Origin of the sequence: Rhodococcus aetherivorans, from assembly GCF_011058165.1 — a bacterium.
GTDB classification, from domain to species: domain Bacteria; phylum Actinomycetota; class Actinomycetes; order Mycobacteriales; family Mycobacteriaceae; genus Rhodococcus; species Rhodococcus aetherivorans.
On record NZ_JAALEG010000005.1, the window covers coordinates 83,515 to 100,593 of the forward strand.

General features: G+C 72.1%; 18 protein-coding genes. 10 read left to right on the forward strand and 8 right to left on the reverse strand.

The annotated features are described in order from the left end of the window. Window positions 1-23: 23 nt before the first annotated feature. Both G6039_RS03625 and G6039_RS03630 read right to left on the reverse strand, forming a co-directional pair. On the reverse strand, window positions 24-668 hold the full coding sequence (locus G6039_RS03625; RefSeq protein ID WP_006940348.1) for an MBL fold metallo-hydrolase: 645 nt from the start codon (window positions 666-668) through the stop codon (window positions 24-26). Window positions 669-796: 128 nt separating this feature from the next. Further along, complete coding sequence (locus tag G6039_RS03630) at window positions 797-1,339, reverse strand: flavodoxin family protein (protein WP_029541426.1); 543 nt, start codon at window positions 1,337-1,339, stop codon at window positions 797-799. 159 nt (window positions 1,340-1,498) lie between these two features. Here G6039_RS03630 and G6039_RS03635 point away from each other — a divergent pair, with 159 nt between their 5' ends. Together G6039_RS03635 and G6039_RS03640 are read left to right on the forward strand one after the other, a co-directional pair. After that, window positions 1,499-2,977, forward strand: a complete 1,479-nt coding sequence (locus G6039_RS03635; protein ID WP_029541430.1) for a carboxylesterase/lipase family protein — start codon at window positions 1,499-1,501, stop codon at window positions 2,975-2,977. A 62-nt stretch (window positions 2,978-3,039) separates the two neighbouring features. Further along, complete coding sequence (locus G6039_RS03640; protein ID WP_006940342.1) at window positions 3,040-3,228, forward strand: hypothetical protein; 189 nt, start codon at window positions 3,040-3,042, stop codon at window positions 3,226-3,228. A gap of 10 nt (window positions 3,229-3,238) precedes the next feature. On the opposite strand, the gene G6039_RS03645 is transcribed toward G6039_RS03640, so the two are convergent. From G6039_RS03645 to G6039_RS03655, 3 genes are all read right to left on the reverse strand, one after another. Continuing rightward, a complete protein-coding gene (locus G6039_RS03645) occupies window positions 3,239-3,955 on the reverse strand; it encodes a hypothetical protein (protein ID WP_006940340.1) in 717 nt (238 codons plus the stop codon). Between the two features lie 81 nt (window positions 3,956-4,036). Next, window positions 4,037-6,277, reverse strand: coding sequence for a heavy metal translocating P-type ATPase (locus G6039_RS03650; protein ID WP_043801570.1), 2,241 nt, complete (start codon window positions 6,275-6,277; stop codon window positions 4,037-4,039). A gap of 27 nt (window positions 6,278-6,304) precedes the next feature. Then, a complete protein-coding gene (locus G6039_RS03655; protein WP_006940337.1) occupies window positions 6,305-6,622 on the reverse strand; it encodes a heavy-metal-associated domain-containing protein in 318 nt (105 codons plus the stop codon). Between the two features lie 202 nt (window positions 6,623-6,824). Here G6039_RS03655 and G6039_RS03660 point away from each other — a divergent pair, with 202 nt between their 5' ends. The 3 genes from G6039_RS03660 (at window position 6,825) to purQ (ending at window position 10,240) form a co-directional block, all read left to right on the forward strand. Beyond that, window positions 6,825-9,206 carry a PAS domain-containing hybrid sensor histidine kinase/response regulator gene (locus G6039_RS03660; protein ID WP_043801573.1) on the forward strand — a complete coding sequence of 794 codons (2,382 nt, stop codon included), beginning with the start codon at window positions 6,825-6,827 and terminating at the stop codon, window positions 9,204-9,206. Between the two features lie 114 nt (window positions 9,207-9,320). Further along, window positions 9,321-9,566, forward strand: a complete 246-nt coding sequence (purS, locus tag G6039_RS03665; protein ID WP_006940332.1) for a phosphoribosylformylglycinamidine synthase subunit PurS — start codon at window positions 9,321-9,323, stop codon at window positions 9,564-9,566. Beyond that, complete coding sequence (gene purQ / locus G6039_RS03670) at window positions 9,563-10,240, forward strand: phosphoribosylformylglycinamidine synthase subunit PurQ (RefSeq protein WP_006940330.1); 678 nt, start codon at window positions 9,563-9,565, stop codon at window positions 10,238-10,240. The genes purS and purQ overlap by 4 nt, the downstream gene beginning before the upstream one ends. On the opposite strand, the gene G6039_RS03675 is transcribed toward purQ, so the two are convergent. Both G6039_RS03675 and G6039_RS03680 read right to left on the reverse strand, forming a co-directional pair. Further along, a complete protein-coding gene (locus tag G6039_RS03675) occupies window positions 10,207-11,328 on the reverse strand; it encodes a sensor histidine kinase (RefSeq protein WP_006940328.1) in 1,122 nt (373 codons plus the stop codon). The genes purQ and G6039_RS03675 overlap by 34 nt on opposite strands. Beyond that, window positions 11,325-12,020 carry a response regulator transcription factor gene (locus tag G6039_RS03680; RefSeq protein ID WP_006940326.1) on the reverse strand — a complete coding sequence of 232 codons (696 nt, stop codon included), beginning with the start codon at window positions 12,018-12,020 and terminating at the stop codon, window positions 11,325-11,327. The genes G6039_RS03675 and G6039_RS03680 overlap by 4 nt, the downstream gene beginning before the upstream one ends. Before the next feature lie 93 nt (window positions 12,021-12,113). Here G6039_RS03680 and G6039_RS03685 point away from each other — a divergent pair, with 93 nt between their 5' ends. Then, on the forward strand, window positions 12,114-12,473 hold the full coding sequence (locus tag G6039_RS03685; RefSeq protein ID WP_006940324.1) for an MmcQ/YjbR family DNA-binding protein: 360 nt from the start codon (window positions 12,114-12,116) through the stop codon (window positions 12,471-12,473). 182 nt (window positions 12,474-12,655) lie between these two features. Here G6039_RS03685 and G6039_RS03690 read toward each other — a convergent pair whose 3' ends face one another. Then, window positions 12,656-12,895 (reverse strand): SHOCT domain-containing protein, encoded by a 240-nt coding sequence (locus tag G6039_RS03690; RefSeq protein WP_043801576.1) that lies wholly within the window; start codon window positions 12,893-12,895, stop codon window positions 12,656-12,658. Between the two features lie 134 nt (window positions 12,896-13,029). Between G6039_RS03690 and G6039_RS03695 the strand changes: the two genes are divergently transcribed. The 4 genes from G6039_RS03695 to G6039_RS03710 all read left to right on the forward strand — a co-directional run bounded on the left by G6039_RS03695 (window position 13,030) and on the right by G6039_RS03710 (window position 16,927). Further along, a complete protein-coding gene (locus tag G6039_RS03695) occupies window positions 13,030-13,650 on the forward strand; it encodes a DUF305 domain-containing protein (RefSeq protein WP_051446147.1) in 621 nt (206 codons plus the stop codon). Between the two features lie 105 nt (window positions 13,651-13,755). After that, entirely contained in the window at window positions 13,756-15,825 is a 2,070-nt protein-coding gene (locus G6039_RS03700; RefSeq protein ID WP_029541448.1) for a copper-translocating P-type ATPase, read from the forward strand. Between the two features lie 325 nt (window positions 15,826-16,150). Further along, the gene (locus G6039_RS03705; protein WP_043801631.1) at window positions 16,151-16,516 is read left to right on the forward strand and encodes a hypothetical protein; all 366 of its coding nucleotides are present in this window, start codon (window positions 16,151-16,153) and stop codon (window positions 16,514-16,516) included. Window positions 16,517-16,576: 60 nt separating this feature from the next. Continuing rightward, window positions 16,577-16,927 (forward strand): VOC family protein, encoded by a 351-nt coding sequence (locus G6039_RS03710; RefSeq protein WP_043801578.1) that lies wholly within the window; start codon window positions 16,577-16,579, stop codon window positions 16,925-16,927. Window positions 16,928-17,079: the final 152 nt, after the last annotated feature.

Below are 17,079 nucleotides of genomic sequence, written 5' to 3' on the forward strand. Positions count from 1 at the left end.
CAGCCCAAAGGACGCACCGGCGGTTACGCCTCGACCGAATCCTCGGCGGGCAGCACCCGGAACTCGGTGCCCTCCGGCGCCATCTCGGAGTAACGGCCGTAGAAGATGCCGGTGGCCTGCTCCGCGACGATGCCCTGGTGGATCGGCACGGCCACCCGCGGATTGACCGCGCGCAGATAGTCCACCGACTCCCAGATCTTCAGCCACGGTGCCGCGGCGGGCAGCGCGAGCACGTCGACCTCTTCGTTCGGGATGTACAGCGAATCGCCCGGATGCAGCAGCCGCGCCGGGTTCTCGGCGTCGCCGAGCAGATAGGCGGTGTTGTCGATGACCGGCAGTTCCGGGTGGATGACGGCGTGCCGGCCTCCGGTGCCGCGCACGCGCACGTCGCCGACGGTGAATGCGTCGCCCGGGAGCACGGCCTTCCAGCCGCCGCCCAGCTGAGCGGCGGTCTGCGGGTCCGCGTACAGGGCGGCCCCCGGGTTGGCCTCCACCAGCGCCGGCAGTCGCGCCGGGTCGGCGTGGTCCGGGTGCTGATGGGTGACCAGGATCGCGTCGAGCCCCGTGATGCCCTCGAAGCCGTGCGAGAAATTCCCCGGGTCGAACAGGATCGTCGCGCCCAGGTGCTCCACGAGCAGGCAGGAATGTCCGAAGTGGGTCAGTCGCATGCACCCGAGTATGGACCGTCGCGTGCGGCGGCGCGCCGAGCAATCTCGCGTCCGGGTTGCGCCGAGCGAATGTATCGTTCCGTCGGCCTACGGAGATGAGCGATACATTCGCTCGGCCCGCGGGCGGGTCAGCGCAGCTCCTCGGACCCGCTCGCTGCCTGCTGGGCGAGCGAGCGGCCCCACTGCTCGGCCCGATCCTCCTCGCCGGGCTCGAGCTTCGACTGCTTGTCGACGAGGAAGCTCTCCGGATCGGCGACGAGTTCGAACCCGTGCTTGCGCAGCTTCTTGGCGATGCCCTTGCCGGCGCGCCCGGTCAGGACGGCCGCCATGTCGATGCGCGTGTCGAACGATGCGGCCTTCCCGCCGCCGGCCGGCAGCGAATCGAGCCACTCGCGGACGCCCTCGCTCTCGGCGTCCGGCTCGAGCGTCAGCCCGCTGTCGGGTTTCTCGGCCTGCTCGACCGCGCCGTGGCGCGTCGACTCCCGGCTCATGCCGTGCGCATGCGTCGGGCCGCCGACGACCACCAGGTCGTATTCGGACAGGTTCTCCTCATGCGCCTGCGTCACGGGGACCGTGCGCACCGCGTCCGCCGGTCCCAGCCCGCGCGCGACGGCTTCCGCCACGTGACGGGTGTTCCCGAACATCGATTCGTACACCACCAGTGCTCGCATGCCGCGCCTCCTCGGCTGGGCGGAAAGTCGACGACCGTCCAACTCAGCATAGGAGCCGTCGGACCGAGCGAATGTGACTTTCCGTCGGCCTACGGAGATCAGCGATACATTCGCTCGGGTGGGTGGCGTTGTGAGGAGCTGCGAGGAGAGGATCGGGGCATGACGGATACGGTGCAGACGACCGGGGGAACGGTTCGGGGCACGCCGACCGACGGAGTGTGGGCCTTTCTGGGCATTCCGTACGCGGCCGCCCCGGTGGGGGCGGTGCGGTTCGCGGCCCCGGGCCCGGCGCCGCGTTGGGACGGTGTCCGCGACGCCGCCACGCCCGGCCCCACCTGCCCTCAGGCGCCGTACGCCGCTCCGGCGGCCGCATTGCTCGGCAACGTCATCGCACCCGGCGACGAGTGCCTGAATCTGTCCGTGTGGACACCCGATCCGGGCGCCTCCGGGTTGCCGGTGATGGTGTGGATCCACGGTGGCGCGTTCACCCGCGGCTCGAACCGGATCGACAGTTACGACGGACGCGCCTTCGCGCGCGACGGTGTGGTGCTGGTCGGCATCAACTACCGACTCGGCGTCACCGGGTTCCTGTCGCTCGACGGCGCGCCGGACAATCGTGGCCTGCTGGATCAGCTCGCCGCGCTGCGCTGGGTGCAGGACAACATCCGGGCCTTCGGCGGCAACCCGGACAACGTGACGGTGTTCGGCGAGTCGGCGGGCGGGATGAGCGTGGCTGCGTTGCTGGCCTCGCCCGCCGCGAGCGGACTGTTCCACCGCGCCGTCGTGCAGAGCGGCAACGCCACGGCCGCCTCGGACCTCGAGGACGCGCGCCGGGTGGGGGCTGTCCTCGCCGACCGCCTGGGTGTGCCGGCCACGGCCGAGGCGTTCGGGGCCCTCGCCCCGGACGTCCTGCAGGCGGCCCAGGACGCTCTCGGGCTCGACCTCGCCCAGAATCCGGACCCGGCCCGGTGGGGCGGGTCGGTGGTGCAGCGCGGCTTGGGCGTGATGAGCATGTTCCCGACGATCGACGGGGAGATTCTGCCGTCGTTGCCGATCGACGCGATCGCCGCCGGAGCGGGCACGGGTGTGCCGGTGCTGGCCGGCACGACCACGGACGAGTTCCGCTTCTTCCTGGTGCCGACCGGTATCGCCGCGGCGATCACCGACGACAACCTGCCGTTCGTCCTGCAGCGGTACGGGATCGATCCCGCGCTCGCCGACCTGTACGCGGCCCACCGGCCGGGCGCGACTCCCGGCGACGTGCTCGCCGCCGTCCTCACCGATTACGCCTTCCGGTCGGGCACGGTCACCCTGGCCGACGCGGTCGCCCGCCGCGGTGGCACGGCGTGGTTGTACGAGTTCGCCTGGCCGAGCCCGGTGCAGGATCTGCGGGCGTGCCATGCCCTCGAGATCGCGTTCGTCTTCGACCGCCTCGACGTCTCCCACCGGCTCACCGGCGATCGGCCCCCGCAGGCCCTCGCCGACGAGATGCACCGCGCCTGGGTGCAGTTCGCGACCACGGGAGGTCCGGGATGGGCAACGATCGGTGCCTCGCGGCCGGTCCGGGTGTTCGGCGGTGAGGGTGATCCGGTGGTGGCCGATCCGCGCGCCGACGAGCTGGCGTGCTGGATCGGGTGACGTCGCAGCGGAATCCGTGAGGGCAGCGCCCGCGGCGGGTAGGGCGGCCGCACGGTATCCCGGTGCCCGGAGGCGTCGCCCTGCGCCGGGGCTGGATCACCCAGCTCGCGAATCGCACGCCGACCCGGTATCCGGGCTGGTATTCGGTGCACCCGTCCGGGCCGCCGACGCTGTGGGAGGGCGGTGGCCGCATCCCGGCGGAGCGGACCGTCACGTGGGACTGTGTCCTCCTCGACACGCAGGGGTGCTGAGCGGCCGGTGCTACGGCTCCGGGCCGGCGACGATCTGCTCGACCCGATCGTGGAAGATCCGCCAGCGCCGCTCGTTCTCGTGCGTGAGCACCGCGCTCTGCGCCGCGAGATCGGCGGCGTGGTCGATCATTTCCGCGGCCGAGAAGACGTAACGTGGCGCGATGCGGTCCCCGGCGAGGTCCGCGCGCAGGGCGGCTGCGGTGAAGTCGATGCGTCCCAGGATCGCGACCGCCCGGTCGAGGTTGCGGGCGACGAGTTGGGCCGTCGTCGCGCACTGCCAGTCGTTGGTGACGATGCGGTGCCGTTCGGCGAGCAGGTCCGCCAGGCCCGGGTAGGCCAGCAGCGCCTCGAGCACGTCCCAGGCGGTCGCCATGGCGTCGGCGAGCCACTGCCCGGTCGTCCGGTTCGCCTCGGCGAGCGCCCCGAGGTCGGCCTTCAGTCTGGTGATCTCGGCGGGTTCGTCGCCGCTCTCCATGAACAGGATGCCGAGCGTCTCGGTGGCCCGATCGTCGTTGAGGTCGGGCGCGCCGGCGAACGGGCTCGGCGACGTCCGTTCGAGTGGTGCGACGACCGACCACCGCTCGGCGAGCGCCTTCAGGGCACGTGAGCTGCGGTGCAGCCGGATCACGTCGTGGAACGGCGATTCGGAATAGAACTTCTCGTGCTCGCGGTGGAACCGGGCGAGGTTACGCACCGTGAGCAGCAGCTGGTCCCGCTCCGCCTCCATGGCACGAGCGTGACACAGCACGACGACGCGCTGCCGGCGAATCGGAGACCTTCCGCCGGCAGCGCGTCGTGGGTGCGGGCCTCAGCGGGGGCTGAACCGCCGCAGCCGCAGGCTGTTGCTGACCACGAACACCGAGCTGAACGCCATCGCCGCGCCGGCGATCAGCGGGTTGAGCAACCCGAGCGCCGCGAGCGGCAGGGCCGCGACGTTGTAGGCGAACGCCCAGAACAGGTTGCCCTTGATGGTGCGCAGGGTGGCGCGGGCGAGCCGGATCGCGTCGGGAGCGGCCCGCAGGTCGCCGCGCACGAGCGTCAGGTCGGAGGCCTCGATCGCGACGTCGGTGCCGGTGCCCATCGCCAGTCCGAGGTCTGCCTGGGCGAGGGCGGCCGCGTCGTTGACGCCGTCGCCGATCATGGCGACGACCCGGCCCTCGTCCTGCAGCCTCTTGACCACGTCGACCTTGTCGGCGGGCAGGACCTCGGCGATGACCTCGTCGATGCCGACCTGCTTCGCGACGGTCTCGGCGGCGCTGCGGTTGTCGCCGGTGAGCAGCACCGGCCGCAGGCCGAGTTCGCGCAGATCGGCGATCGCCGACGCGGAGGTGTCCTTGATGGTGTCCGAGACGACGACGATCGCCCGGATGCGCCCGTCCCAGGCGATCCACACCGGTGTGCGGCCCTCGGCCTCGGCGGCCCCGGCGCTCCGTCGCAGCGATTCGGGCGCGGTCAGCGACCACTCGTCGCGCAGCCAGGACAGCCGGCCCGCGAGCACGGCGTGTCCGTCGACGACACCGGAAACCCCTCGTCCACCGTGGTTTTCGAAGCTTTCCACCGGCGAGAGAGCCCCGGTGGCCGCGGCCCGGTCGGCGACGGCGCGCCCGATGGGGTGCTCGGAGGCGTGCTCGAGCGACCCCGCCAGGTGCAGCGCCTCGTCCTCGGAGCCGCCGTCCGCCGCGTGCACCGCGGCCACGGCCATGCGGCCGGTGGTGACGGTGCCCGTCTTGTCGAGCACGACGGTGTCGACGCGGCGGGTGGATTCGAGGATCTGCGGTCCCTTGATCAGGATGCCGAGCTGGGCGCCGCGGCCGGTGCCGACGAGCAGTGCGGTCGGGGTCGCGAGGCCCAGCGCGCAGGGGCAGGCGATGATCAGTACTGCGACGGCAGCGGTGAACGCCGCGGTCACCGAGTTGCCCGTGAGGAGCCAGCCGGCGAGGGTGAGCAGCGACAGCCCGATGACGATCGGGACGAACACCGCCGACACCCGGTCTGCGAGCCGCTGCACCTCGGCCTTGCCGTTCTGCGCCTCCGTCACCAGCCGCGCCATCTGAGCGAGCTGGGTGTCGGCGCCGACGCGGGTCGCGCGGACCACGAGCCGGCCGCCGGCGTTGACGGTCGCGCCGACGACGGGGTCCGCGGGCCCGACCTCGACGGGCACGGGTTCGCCGGTGAGCATCGACGCGTCGACGGCGGAGGTGCCGGAGACGACGACGCCGTCGGTGGCGATCTTCTCGCCGGGACGCACGACGAACCGGTCGCCGACGGTGAGCCGGCCGATCGGGATCCGGGTTTCGGTGTCACCGTCGCCCAGCACGGCGACGTCCTTGGCGCCCATGTCGAGCAGTGCCCGCAGGGCCGCGCCCGACTGCCGCTTGGCGCGGGCCTCGAAATAGCGCCCCGCGAGAATGAAGGTGGTGACGGCGGCGGCGACCTCGAGATAGATGTGCGGCTCGGAGCTTCCGGTGGGGAGCAGGTCGAACGTCATCCGCATCCCGGTCATGCCGGCGTGGGTGAAGAACAACGCCCACAGCGACCAGAGGTACGCGGCCGTGACGCCGACGGAGATGAGGGTGTCCATCGTGGCGGCGCCGTGGCGGGCGTTGGTCCAGGCGGCGCGGTGGAACGGCAGTGCCCCCCACACCACGACGGGGGAGGCGAGGGTCAGGGTCAGCCACTGCCAGTTGTCGAACTGCAGCGCCGGGATCATCGACAGCAGTACCACCGGCACGGTGAGGACCGCGGAGACGGTCAGGCGCTGACGCCAGGCGGCGGCCTCGTCCGGTTCGGGGGCGGCCTCGGTGGCCTCCTCGGCCCGGGGCGGGGCGGGGAGCGCGGCGGTGTAGCCGGTCGCCTCGACCGTCGCGACGAGGTCGTCGGGGACGACCCCGTGCGCATAGGTGACCTTCGCCTTCTCCGTCGCGTAGTTGACGGTGGCGGTCACGCCGTCCATCCGGTTGAGCTTCTTCTCGATGCGCGCCGCGCAGGAGGCGCAGGTCATGCCGCCGATCGAGAGTTCTACCTCGTGCACCATCTCACCCGTGGTCATGGGCGGGTCCCTTCTCGGGTCGGCGGGTCACTGCGGGGCGAGGCGGTAGTCGCCGGCCTCGTCGAGCGCGGTGGCGACGGCCTCGTCGTCGATTCCGTCGACGCTGGTCACCGTGACGGTGGAGACGCCGCCCGCGACCAGTTCGACGTGTACGTCCTCGACGCCGGGCAGGGCGCGCAGTTCCTCGGTGACGGCGCCGGCGCAGTGGCCGCAGGTCATGCCGACGACGGGGAAGGCCTGGGTGTTCATTCGGGGGTCCTCACTGCTCGGTCCGGTCGGTTCGGTGGGGTGGCTGCCGCAGCGGCAGCCGCTGGCCGTGTCGGTCAGGGGCAGGAGCCGGGTCATCGCGATTCTCCTCTGCGTGGGTGCACCCCATTTATACCCCCTAGGGGTATTGAACCGCCAGGGCGGGACGTGCTCTTCATCGAATCTTCAGGAATGCCGCGTGCCGTCGGGGCGGGACAAGGCCCGGAAAGCGGCGGGCCGGCCCGCTTTATCCTGAGAACCTCCGACAGGACCGACGGCAAGGATGTGAGGCGACACCGAGGTGAACGACGAGACTTCGGCCCGCGCCCTGTTCCCGGAATCGGATCCCACCGCGACCGCCCACCGCGCCGCCGACTGGGCGTCGACCGCGCTGGGGCCGATCGACACCTGGCCTGCCGAACTGACGGCGGCCGTGCGGACCGTCGTTCCGTCGCGGGTGCCCATGCTGCTGTGCTGGGGCCCCGAACTGGTGCAGATCTTCAACGACGCCTTCCGGCCCCTCCTCGGCGAGAAGTTTCCGGCGGCGGTCGCCCAGCGGGCCTCCGAGTGCTGGGGCGAGATCTGGGACTTCGTCGGCGCCCTCTTCGCCCAGGCGCAACGCGGGGAGCCGACCCTGTCGGAGCGGATGCAGTTGTTCATGCACCGATTCGGCTACACGGAAGAGACGTACTGGACGTTCTCCTACAGCCCCGTCCGGGCCGCCGACGGCACCGTCGCGGGCATCTTCGTCGCCACCACGGACGTCACCGAGCAGGTGCTCGCCGAGCGCCGGGCCGCCGTCCTGCGGGAACTCGGCCAGCTCTCGATGACGGAGACCGATACCGCCGACGATGCCTGCCGGGCTGCGCTCGGCCTGCTCGCCGGCCACGAGGACGATCTGCCGTTCGGCAGTGCCCACCTGTGCCGCGACGAGGTGACGGTGACGGTCGCCGAGTTCGGCACCGCTCCCGGCGCCGCGTCGGACCTGCCGGAGGTGATCGCCCGGGTCGCCGAGTCCGGCAAGGCCGAGACCGTCGCGGACCTCGGCCGCGACGGCGACACCGCGGTGGTCCTGCCGCTCCCGGTCTCCGCTGGTGGCCCGGCCGGCTCCCTCATGCTCGGCATCAGCCGGTTCCGCGAGCTGAACGAGCAGTACCGGGTGTTCCTCGATATGGTCGCGGTCCGCGTGTCCACGGCCCTGTCCGATGCGCAGGCCTACGAGGCCGAACGCCGGCGGGCGGCCGAACTCGCCGAGCTCGACGCCGCCAAGAGCCGGTTCTTCGAGAACGTCAGCCACGAGTTCCGCACCCCGCTGACGCTGCTCCTCGGGCCGCTGCAGACCCTGCTCGACGAGCACGCCGCCGCGCTGCCACCCGCCCAGGTCGACGCCGTCGCGGCGGCGCGGCGGGCCGCCCTGCGCCTGCAGCGGCTCGTCGACATGCTGCTCGACGTTGCGCGTGGGGACGCCGGCCGGCTCGACGCCCACACCGAGCCCACCGACATCGTCGCGGTGACGCGCGAGGCCGCCGAACTGTTCCGCGACGCCGCGGACCGCGCGGGGCTCGCGCTCCTCGTCGACGTCGACAATGTGCCGACCCGGTACGTGGCGACCGACCGGGCGATGTGGACGCACATCGTGCTGAATCTGCTGTCCAACGCGATGAAGTTCACGCCGGAGGGATCGGTCGCCGTGTCCCTGCGGGGTGACGGGGCGAACCTGGTGCTGCGTGTCGCCGACACCGGCACAGGCATCGCGGAGGCCGAGCGGGGCAAGATCTTCGACCGCTTCTACCAGATCGGCGACCGGTCCGGCCGCAGCCGCGAGGGCTCGGGCATCGGGCTGTCTCTTGTCGCGCAATTCGTTGCCGCCCTGGGTGGTTCGGTGTCCGTCGACGCCGTCGCCCCGCACGGCTCGGTGTTCACGGTGACGGTGCCCGCGGTGCCGAGCGCGCAGCCGGCACCACGCGCCGCGGACGACGTCGTGGCGTCCGCCGGCGCGGCGTATCTGGGGGAGGCCGAGGCGTGGCGGCCCGTCGCGACCCCCGGCGCCGGACCGCGCGAGGGGCAACCGCGCCTGCTCCTCGTCGAGGACAACGCGGACATGCGTGACCATCTCGTCGACCTGCTCGCCGCGCAGGGTTGGCACGTCGACGTCACCGCCGACGCCGAGTCCGCGCTCGAGCGGATCCGGACGGAGGTTCCCGACCTGCTCCTCAGCGACGTCATGCTGCCCGGACGTAGCGGGTTGTCGCTGCTGCAGGACGTGCGGGGCGACGAACGGCTGGTGCGGCTGCCGGTGATCCTGCTCACGGCCCGGGCCGGATCGGAGTCCGCCGTCGAGGGGCTGCGGGCCGGTGCCGACGACTACGTCGTCAAGCCGTTCCATCCCAGCGAGCTGATCGCCCGGGTCCGCGTGCACCTGGAGATGTCGCGGCTGCGGGAGGCGTTGCTCGCCGCCGGCGAGCGCGAGGCCGCCTCGCTCCGGACCGCCTTGGACACACGGAGTGTCACGAGCCGGGCCGTGGGCCTGCTCATGGCAGCGCACCGGGTCGACGCGGACACCGCGTTCGCGCAGCTGTCGGCGATGTCGCAGGCGACGAACGTCAAGGTCCGCACCCTCGCGGCCGAGATCGTCGAGAACTTCACGGCGTCGCTCGCCGAGCCGGGGCCGCCACAGCCGTGACGGGGCCGCCGGCGTCGGGCCCTGCCGATTCCGGACCGGCTCGGGTCGGCCGGTAAACTGCGGGCTGTCCGGTGTCCGTCCCCGGGCGCCAGCACTACTACCGAGGAGCAGCACGTGGCTCGTGTCGTCGTCGAAGTCATGCCCAAGGCCGAGATTCTCGATCCTCAGGGCCAGGCCATTGTCGGGGCGCTGTCGCGACTGGGCTTCGCGGGCGTGTCCGACGTCCGTCAGGGAAAGCGCTTCGAGCTCGAGGTCGACGGCAGCGTCGACGACGCCGAGGTCGAGAAGATCGCCGAGGCTCTGCTCGCCAACACGGTCATCGAGGACTGGACCGTGCGGCGGATCGACGGTGACGCATGAGTGCCCGCGTCGGAGTCATCACCTTCCCGGGCACGCTCGACGACATCGATGCGGCCCGCGCCGTCGAACTCGCCGGCGGTGAGGCCGTCAGCCTCTGGCACGGCGACGCCGACCTGAGGGGAGTCGACGCGGTCATCGTGCCGGGTGGCTTCTCCTACGGCGACTACCTGCGCTGCGGCGCCATCGCGCGGTTCGCCCCGGTCATGGGCAAGGTCGTCGAGGCCGCTCGGGGCGGGATGCCGGTGCTCGGCATCTGCAACGGCTTCCAGGTGCTGTGCGAGGCGGGTCTGCTGCCGGGAGCCCTCACCCGCAACGAGGGCCTGCACTTCATCTGCCGCGACCAGTGGCTGAAGGTGGAGTCGAACACCACCGCGTGGACCACCCGCTACGAGGCCGGGGCCGAGATCCTGGTGCCCCTCAAGTCGGGTGAGGGCCGGTTCCAGGCCTCGGAGAAGGTGCTGGACGAACTCGAGGGTGAGGGCCGCGTGGTGTTCCGCTACGCCGGCGACAACCCGAACGGCTCCCAGCGCGGCATCGCGGGCATCTCGTCGGCGAACGGCCGCGTCGTCGGCCTGATGCCGCACCCCGAGCACGCCACCGAAGCGCTCACCGGTCCCAGCGACGACGGGCTCGGCATGTTCTACAGCGTTCTCGACGCGGTCGTCTCCGCCTGATTCCCGTTCGTGGGCAGGGTCAGGTCGAAGCGGGCACCGCGCCCCGGCCCGTCGCTCGCGGCCGTGAGATTGCCGCCGTGGGCGCGGGCGAGACTGCGCGCGATGGTCAGGCCCAGGCCGCTGCCGCCGGGGCTGCGGGCCGGATCGATCCGGTGGAACCGCTCGAACACCGCGTCGAGCTGATCCGCGGGGATGCCGTCGCCCGTGTCGCGGACCCGCACCCGCACGGCCGCCCGGTCCGCGCGCTCGCACGTGACGACCACCCGGCCCCCGGCCGGCGTGTGACGCAGGGCGTTCTCGAGCAGGTTCGCCAGGATCTGCGCCACTCGCTGCGAATCGAACCGGACCGGCGGCAGCGCCTCGGGCAGCTCCGTCCCGAGCCCGACCTGCTTGTCGGCGAACCGCGGTGCCGCGGCCGAGACCGATGCCGTCACCGCCGCGGCGAGGTCGCCCTCCTCGGGGTGCAGGGCGAGCGCGTGCTCGTCCGCGGCGGAGAGGTCGGACAGGTCCGACACGAGACGCCGCAGCCGGTCGAGCTGGTGGTGCATCACCTGCCACGAGGTGGCGTCGGCGGGCAGTACGTCGTCCTCGATGCCCTCGAGGTAGGCCTCGAGCGTGGCCACGGGTGTGCGCAGTTCGTGGGCGAGATCGTCGAGCAGCCGGCGTCGTGAGAGCTCCGTGCTGTGCAGGCGGCCCGCCATGTCGGCGAAGGCGTTCTCGAGCCGGGCGAAGTCCGCGTCGCCGGACCGGGTGATCGGCACGTCGTAGCGGCCGCGGGCGACGTGGCCCGCGGCCTCCACCAGCCGGCCCACCGGCGCGGTGATGCGGCGCACCAGGACCACGGACGTGATCGCCGCGGCACCGAGCGCGACGGCTGCCCCGGCGGCGAGCGCGACCGCCCCGGCCTGCGCGAACGCCTCCTCGGTGTGAAGGCGGACCTGCGTGTCCTCCACGCCCGCGTGGGCGAGGTGGTAGTGGAACAGCGGGGCGGCCACCAGCGTCGCGACGACGGTGAGCGTCGCGGCCCCGACGAACAGCACGAGCAGTTGCGCGATCAGCAGCCGCCCGCGCAGTCCCAGCCGGTTCACCGCGCGGCCTCCATCGCATACCCGACCCCGCGCACGGTCCGGACGAAGCGCGGGGCGGCGGCATCGTCGCCGAGCTTGCGGCGCAGGGCGCGGATGTGGACGTCGACGATGTGCTCGTCGCCGAACCAGTTCGGCCCCCACACCTCGTCGATGATCTGCCGGCGTGAGAGCGCCGCCGAAGGTCGATCCGAAAGTGCCAGCAGCACATCGAATTCCGTGCGTGTCAGCTCCACCGGCGCGTCGTCGACCGAGACGGTGCGCGACACCGGATCGACGACGAGCCCGCCGATCCGGCGCGGTGCCTCCGCCGCGGTGCCACTGCGGGGCCGGCGCAGCATGGCACGCACCCGGGCGACGAGCTCCCGTGGCCCGAAAGGCTTCACGACGTAGTCGTCGGCGCCCACCGACAGGCCGATCACCTTGTCCACCTCGTCGCCACGGGCGGTGAGCATGAGCACGTACGCGTCCGAGAAGGTCCGCAGCTGCCGGCACACCTCGATGCCGTCGAATCCCGGCAGCATCAGGTCGAGCACCACGAGCACCGGGTCCGTCTGCCGAGCCAGCGCGACGGCCGTCGGTCCGTCGTAGGCGAGCGCGACCTCGAAGCCCTCCCGTTCGAGATAGCTGGCCACCACCTTCGCCAGGGCGGCTTCGTCGTCGACTACGAGGATGCGGGGGCCGGGGGTGTGCACGCGGCCAGGGTACCCAGCACTCGCGGCCGTCCGTTCCCTGTCGCGGGTCGGGTGTACAACTGGGTGGCCCTGTCCGCCGACCGAGGAGATCCCATGCCCAGCGCGGACAGTGTGCGCGCGATGATGCTGGCGCTGCCCGAGGCACGTGAAGTGGTGGTGGACAGCTGGGGTGACCAACCCACGTACCGGGTGCGGAACAAGATGTTCGGCCTCCTGGGTTACGGTGCGGCCACGGTCTGCCTCAAAGCCACCGTGGACACCCAGGCGGCCCTGCTCCACGAGGATCCGGACGTGTTCCGCGCGGCCCCGTTCTTCGGGCGCTACGGCTGGATCGACGTGGTTTTCGCCGCGGTCGACACGGTCGAGTTGGCGGAACTGATCGAGGATGCGTGGCGGCTGACCGCGCCGAAGCGGGTCGTCGCGGCGTTCGATGCCCGCCGGGAACATCGCTGACGAGCGAGTGCCGCAGGGTGCCGACCATGCCTCGGGTGACCATGCCGCGGGGGACGAGGGCCGGGCGCCCCCGGCTGCCCGCCACTCGGGTTGCGGCAGAGAATTGTTCGGCGACCCGTCGACGACGGATCGGATCGCGGTGACCCCGTGAACGTGCTGCATCGCGTATCGAGCAGGCGGATCTATCGACGCGTCCGTCGTGGGGGCCGCGCGTCCAGTTCGTCGCGCAGAGTCCGGTAGGTTGCGACGTCGATCTCGCCGGAGGCGAGCCGCCGGTCCAGGATCCGGCGGGCGTCGTCGCCGGGATCCGGTGGCGCCGCCGCCCGGACCACCGCCCACACCACCACCCCGGCGAGCAACAGCCAGAACACACCCATTGCGAGGGCGGCGGCCCAGCCTGCGCCGCCGTACCAACCCATCATCGCGCACCTCCTACGACGAGTGTGCGCGCCGCCGCGTGTGGGCGGGCGTTGCGGCCGATGAAGTTTCGATGAAGGACCGGCCGGGGCGGGGCTGCGGCCCCGGACTCGGCCGATACGGCGGGTACCGTCGAATCATGTTGTGGAACAAGAGAGTAGTAGCGGCAGCGGCGGCGGTTCCGCTCGCCTTGGTGATCGTGGCGTGTGGCAGCGACGAGCCGCAGCAGCAGGCGGGGACGGCGACTCCGGGCACGTCCCAGACCTCGGCGCCGGCCGGGCAGGCGCAGTTCGTCGACGCGGACGTCGAGTTCCTGCAGGAGATGTATCCCCATCACGCGCAGGCCGTGCAGATGGCCCAGGCCGTGCCCGAACGCAGCGAGGATCCGCAGCTCATCGACCTCGCCGCCCGCATCGAGGCCGCGCAGGAACCCGAGATGGAGCAGATGGTGTCGCTGCTCGACAGCTGGGGGCAGGAGGCGCCGGACGAGGACGGGATGGGTCACGGCGGCATGGGCATGCCCGGCGGGATGCCGGGAATGATGTCCGACGACGAGTGGGACTCCATGATGGGGGCCCGCGGCATGGACTTCGACCGCATGTGGCTGACCATGATGATCGTCCACCACGAGGGCGCGATCGAGATGTCGCAGACCGAGCTGGCCGAGGGCGTGAACCCGGAGGCGCGGCAACTCGCCGAGTCGATCATCGCGACGCAGCAGGCGGAGATCGACGAGATGCGCGCCATGCTCGAGCGGTAGTCGGGGCCGTGATCGGATCGTGACCGTCCCACCCCTTCCATTCATACCCCCAGGGGGTATCAATGGAGGGGTCCACGGAAACGGAAACGGATCGAGGCGGGAGCCATGACAGAGCTCGCACACCACGGACACGCTGCCCACACCGCGCCGCCCGGAGCGCGCGACGCCCACCGCGCCCGGGACCGGCACGCCGGGCACGGGCCGCACGGTGAGATCTTCCGTCGCAGATTCTGGGTGAGCCTGGTCCTCGCGGTTCCGATCGTGGCGTTCAGCGCCATGTTCGCCGACCTGCTCGGCTACGCGCTGCCCGACGCCGCGTGGGCCGGATGGGTCTCGCCCGTCCTCGGCACGGTCGTGTTCGCCTACGGCGGCAGCCCCTTCCTCGTCGGCGGGTGGAACGAGCTGCGGGACCGCCGGCCCGGAATGATGCTGCTCATCGCCATGGCCATCAGCGTCGCGTTCGCGGCGTCCTGGGTGACCACGCTCGGGCTGGGCGGGTTCGACCTCGATTTCTGGTGGGAACTGGCGCTGCTGATCGTGATCATGCTGCTCGGGCACTGGCTCGAGATGCGGGCGCTGGGCTCGGCGTCGCGCGCGCTCGACGCCCTGGCCGCGATGCTGCCCGACACCGCCGAGAAGGTGACCGCGGACGGCGTCGTGCAGGTCGCCCTCGCCGACCTGGCCGTCGGCGACGTCGCGCTGGTGCGCGCCGGTGCGCGCGTCCCGGCCGACGGCACGGTCGTCGACGGGCGCGCCGACGTGGACGAGTCGATGATCACCGGCGAGTCCCGCGCCGTGCCCCGCGCCGTGGGCGACACCGTCGTCGCCGGCACGGTCGCCACCGACAGTGCACTGCGCGTCCGCATCTCCGCGGTGGGGGAGGACACCGCGCTCGCCGGCATCCAGCGCATGGTCGCCGACGCGCAGGCCTCGTCCTCGCGAGCCCAGGCGCTCGCGGACCGGGCCGCCGCCTTCCTCTTCTACTTCGCCACCGTCGCCGGCGTCCTCACCTTCGCCGTGTGGACGCTGCTCGGCAACGTCGACGAGGCCGTCGTCCGTACCGTCACGGTCCTGGTCATCGCGTGCCCGCACGCGCTGGGCCTGGCCATCCCACTCGTCATCGCCATCTCGACCGAGCGCGCCGCCCGCGCCGGCGTGCTCGTCAAGGACCGGCTGTCGCTGGAGCGGATGCGCGGCGTGGACGTCGTCCTGTTCGACAAGACCGGGACCCTGACCCAGGGGCGGCACGTCGTCACCGACGTCGTCGCCACCGCCGGCACCACCGAGGACGACCTGTTGACCCTGGCCGCCGCGGTCGAATCCGACAGCGAGCACCCCGTCGCCCGCGCCGTCGTCGCCGCCGCGGGAGGGCGAGTCATGTTGCCGACGAAGGATTTCCGCTCCCTGCCCGGCCGCGGGGTGCGGGCCGTGGTGGACGGGGCGACCGTGTTCGTCGGCGGTCCGGCCGTGCTCGCGGACCTGCGGGCGCACGTGCCCGCCGACGTCGCGGCCGCGACCGACCGCTGGGTCGCCCGCGGGGCGTCGGTGCTGCACGTCGTGCGCGACGGCACGGTGCTGGGAGCCGTCGCGCTCGAGGACGCGGTGCGCGAGGAGTCGCGGCAGGCGATCGACGCCCTGCACGCGCGCGGGGTGAAGGTCGCCATGATCACCGGGGACGCGCGGCAGGTGGCCGACGCCGTCGCCGCCGACCTCGGTATCGACGAGGTGTTCGCGAACGTGCTGCCCGAACACAAGGACGCGAAGGTCGCCGAGCTGCAGGCCCGCGGGCACCGCGTCGCGATGGTCGGTGACGGGGTCAACGACGCGCCGGCGCTGGCGCGGGCCGACGTCGGCATCGCGATCGGCGCGGGCACCGACGTCGCCGTCGAGTCGGCCGGCGTGGTCCTGGCCGCAGACGATCCGCGCGCCGTGCTGTCGGTGATCGCACTGTCGCGGGCGAGCTACCGCAAGATGTGGCAGAACCTGGCCTGGGCCACCGGGTACAACGTCGTCGCGGTGCCCCTCGCGGCCGGTGCGTTGGCCTTCGCCGGGGTGGTCCTGCCGCCTGCGGTGGCTGCCGTGCTCATGTCGGTCTCCACGATCGTCGTGGCACTGAACGCGCAGTTGCTGCGCCGGCTGGAGCTGGATCCGGCGAAGGTCGCAGCCCGGAGCTGAGACGACCGTCGCCCGACGCGACGAAAGGGGCCCCGCCGCCGTCCCGATCGGCGGCGGGGCCCCTTCTCCTGCGGTCCGGAGCGCGGCCCCCAACCGGCTCCGGCGGGCACCGCCGAATCCCCCGATCGGCCGTGCCGGGCACCACTATGCCGCACGTCGTCGCCGTTGTCTCGAGTAGCATTACGCATCTTTGCCGGGGCCGTTCGGCCGTCCCCTTCCCGGGCCGGGAAGCGCGTGAGCGCGACGGCTCACCGTGAATTCCGCCTTTCACCGGCGCGGGCGCGTCCCGGCGTGTCACGCTCGAACAATGAAGACCAAGACTGCTGTGGTGGCGGCGGTCGCCGCCCTCTTCCTGCTCACCGCCTGCGGATCCGACGACGAGACGTCCGCGCCCGAGAGCACGACCCGCCCGGCCGGCAGCGTCGCCTCCAGCGTCGTCCAACGTGCCGTCGACGCAGCGAAGTTGGGGACCTTCGTCGCAACCTTCCGGACGGGCTACCCGAACCTGGCCGACGGTCGGGACGACGCCTCCATCGAGGCGATCGTCACCGAAACCTGTCCACTGATCGACGACGGGGCGAGCGACGAGGAGATCAACAGCCGGGTCGCGGAGCTGTCCACCAACGGGGCGGTCACCCCCACCGATCAGCAGGTGGACCGCATCACCCAGCTCGTCCGCGCCGCCTGCTGACGGCGAACCCGGTGCCGTGGCGGCACACTCGTGTCGGTCCCGTCCGCTACCGTCCCGGCCATGGCACTGAACATCGGCATGATCACCTTCGACAGCGCCGACCCCGGCCCGCTTGCCACGTGGTGGGCCGAGCAGATCGGCGGCCGGATCGAGCAGGACAACGACGGCTGGTTCTACATCGTCGGAATGCCCGGCACCGCACAGAAACTCGGTTTCCAGAAGGTTCCGGATCCGATCCCGGGCAAGAACCGGGTCCACCTCGACCTGGTGGCGCCCGATCTCGACGCCGAGGTGCGCCGGCTCGTCGAGGCGGGCGCGGGTGAGGTGCACCGCCAGGACATGGGCGGGTTCCGGTGGGTGACGCTCACCGACCCGGACGGCAACCAGTTCTGCGTGGCGGGAGGGCACTGAGCGACGGCGGCAGCGCGGCCCCGGGGGCGGGATTCGATCCCGCCCCGTCGGCGCGGTCGCCGGCGACGCGGTGCGCTCGCGGAGACACTCCCGGTCGTGCATCACGGACGTGCCGGGGTGCGGGGTGGCGCGGCCGGGGTGTGTCGAGGCGG

What these genes read in the sequence shown, in the direction of transcription:
- G6039_RS03625 (WP_006940348.1), bottom strand. Translation starts at nt 668, where the DNA reads ATGCGACTGACCCACTTCGGACATTCCTGCCTGCTCGTGGAGCACCTG.
- G6039_RS03630 (WP_029541426.1), bottom strand. Translation starts at nt 1,339, where the DNA reads ATGCGAGCACTGGTGGTGTACGAATCGATGTTCGGGAACACCCGTCAC.
- G6039_RS03635 (WP_029541430.1), top strand. Translation starts at nt 1,499, where the DNA reads ATGACGGATACGGTGCAGACGACCGGGGGAACGGTTCGGGGCACGCCG.
- G6039_RS03645 (WP_006940340.1), bottom strand. Translation starts at nt 3,955, where the DNA reads ATGGAGGCGGAGCGGGACCAGCTGCTGCTCACGGTGCGTAACCTCGCC.
- G6039_RS03650 (WP_043801570.1), bottom strand. Translation starts at nt 6,277, where the DNA reads ATGACCACGGGTGAGATGGTGCACGAGGTAGAACTCTCGATCGGCGGC.
- G6039_RS03655 (WP_006940337.1), bottom strand. Translation starts at nt 6,622, where the DNA reads ATGACCCGGCTCCTGCCCCTGACCGACACGGCCAGCGGCTGCCGCTGC.
- purQ (WP_006940330.1), top strand. Translation starts at nt 9,563, where the DNA reads ATGAGTGCCCGCGTCGGAGTCATCACCTTCCCGGGCACGCTCGACGAC.
- G6039_RS03685 (WP_006940324.1), top strand. Translation starts at nt 12,114, where the DNA reads ATGCCCAGCGCGGACAGTGTGCGCGCGATGATGCTGGCGCTGCCCGAG.
- G6039_RS03690 (WP_043801576.1), bottom strand. Translation starts at nt 12,895, where the DNA reads ATGATGGGTTGGTACGGCGGCGCAGGCTGGGCCGCCGCCCTCGCAATG.
- G6039_RS03695 (WP_051446147.1), top strand. Translation starts at nt 13,030, where the DNA reads ATGTTGTGGAACAAGAGAGTAGTAGCGGCAGCGGCGGCGGTTCCGCTC.
- G6039_RS03700 (WP_029541448.1), top strand. Translation starts at nt 13,756, where the DNA reads ATGACAGAGCTCGCACACCACGGACACGCTGCCCACACCGCGCCGCCC.
- G6039_RS03710 (WP_043801578.1), top strand. Translation starts at nt 16,577, where the DNA reads ATGGCACTGAACATCGGCATGATCACCTTCGACAGCGCCGACCCCGGC.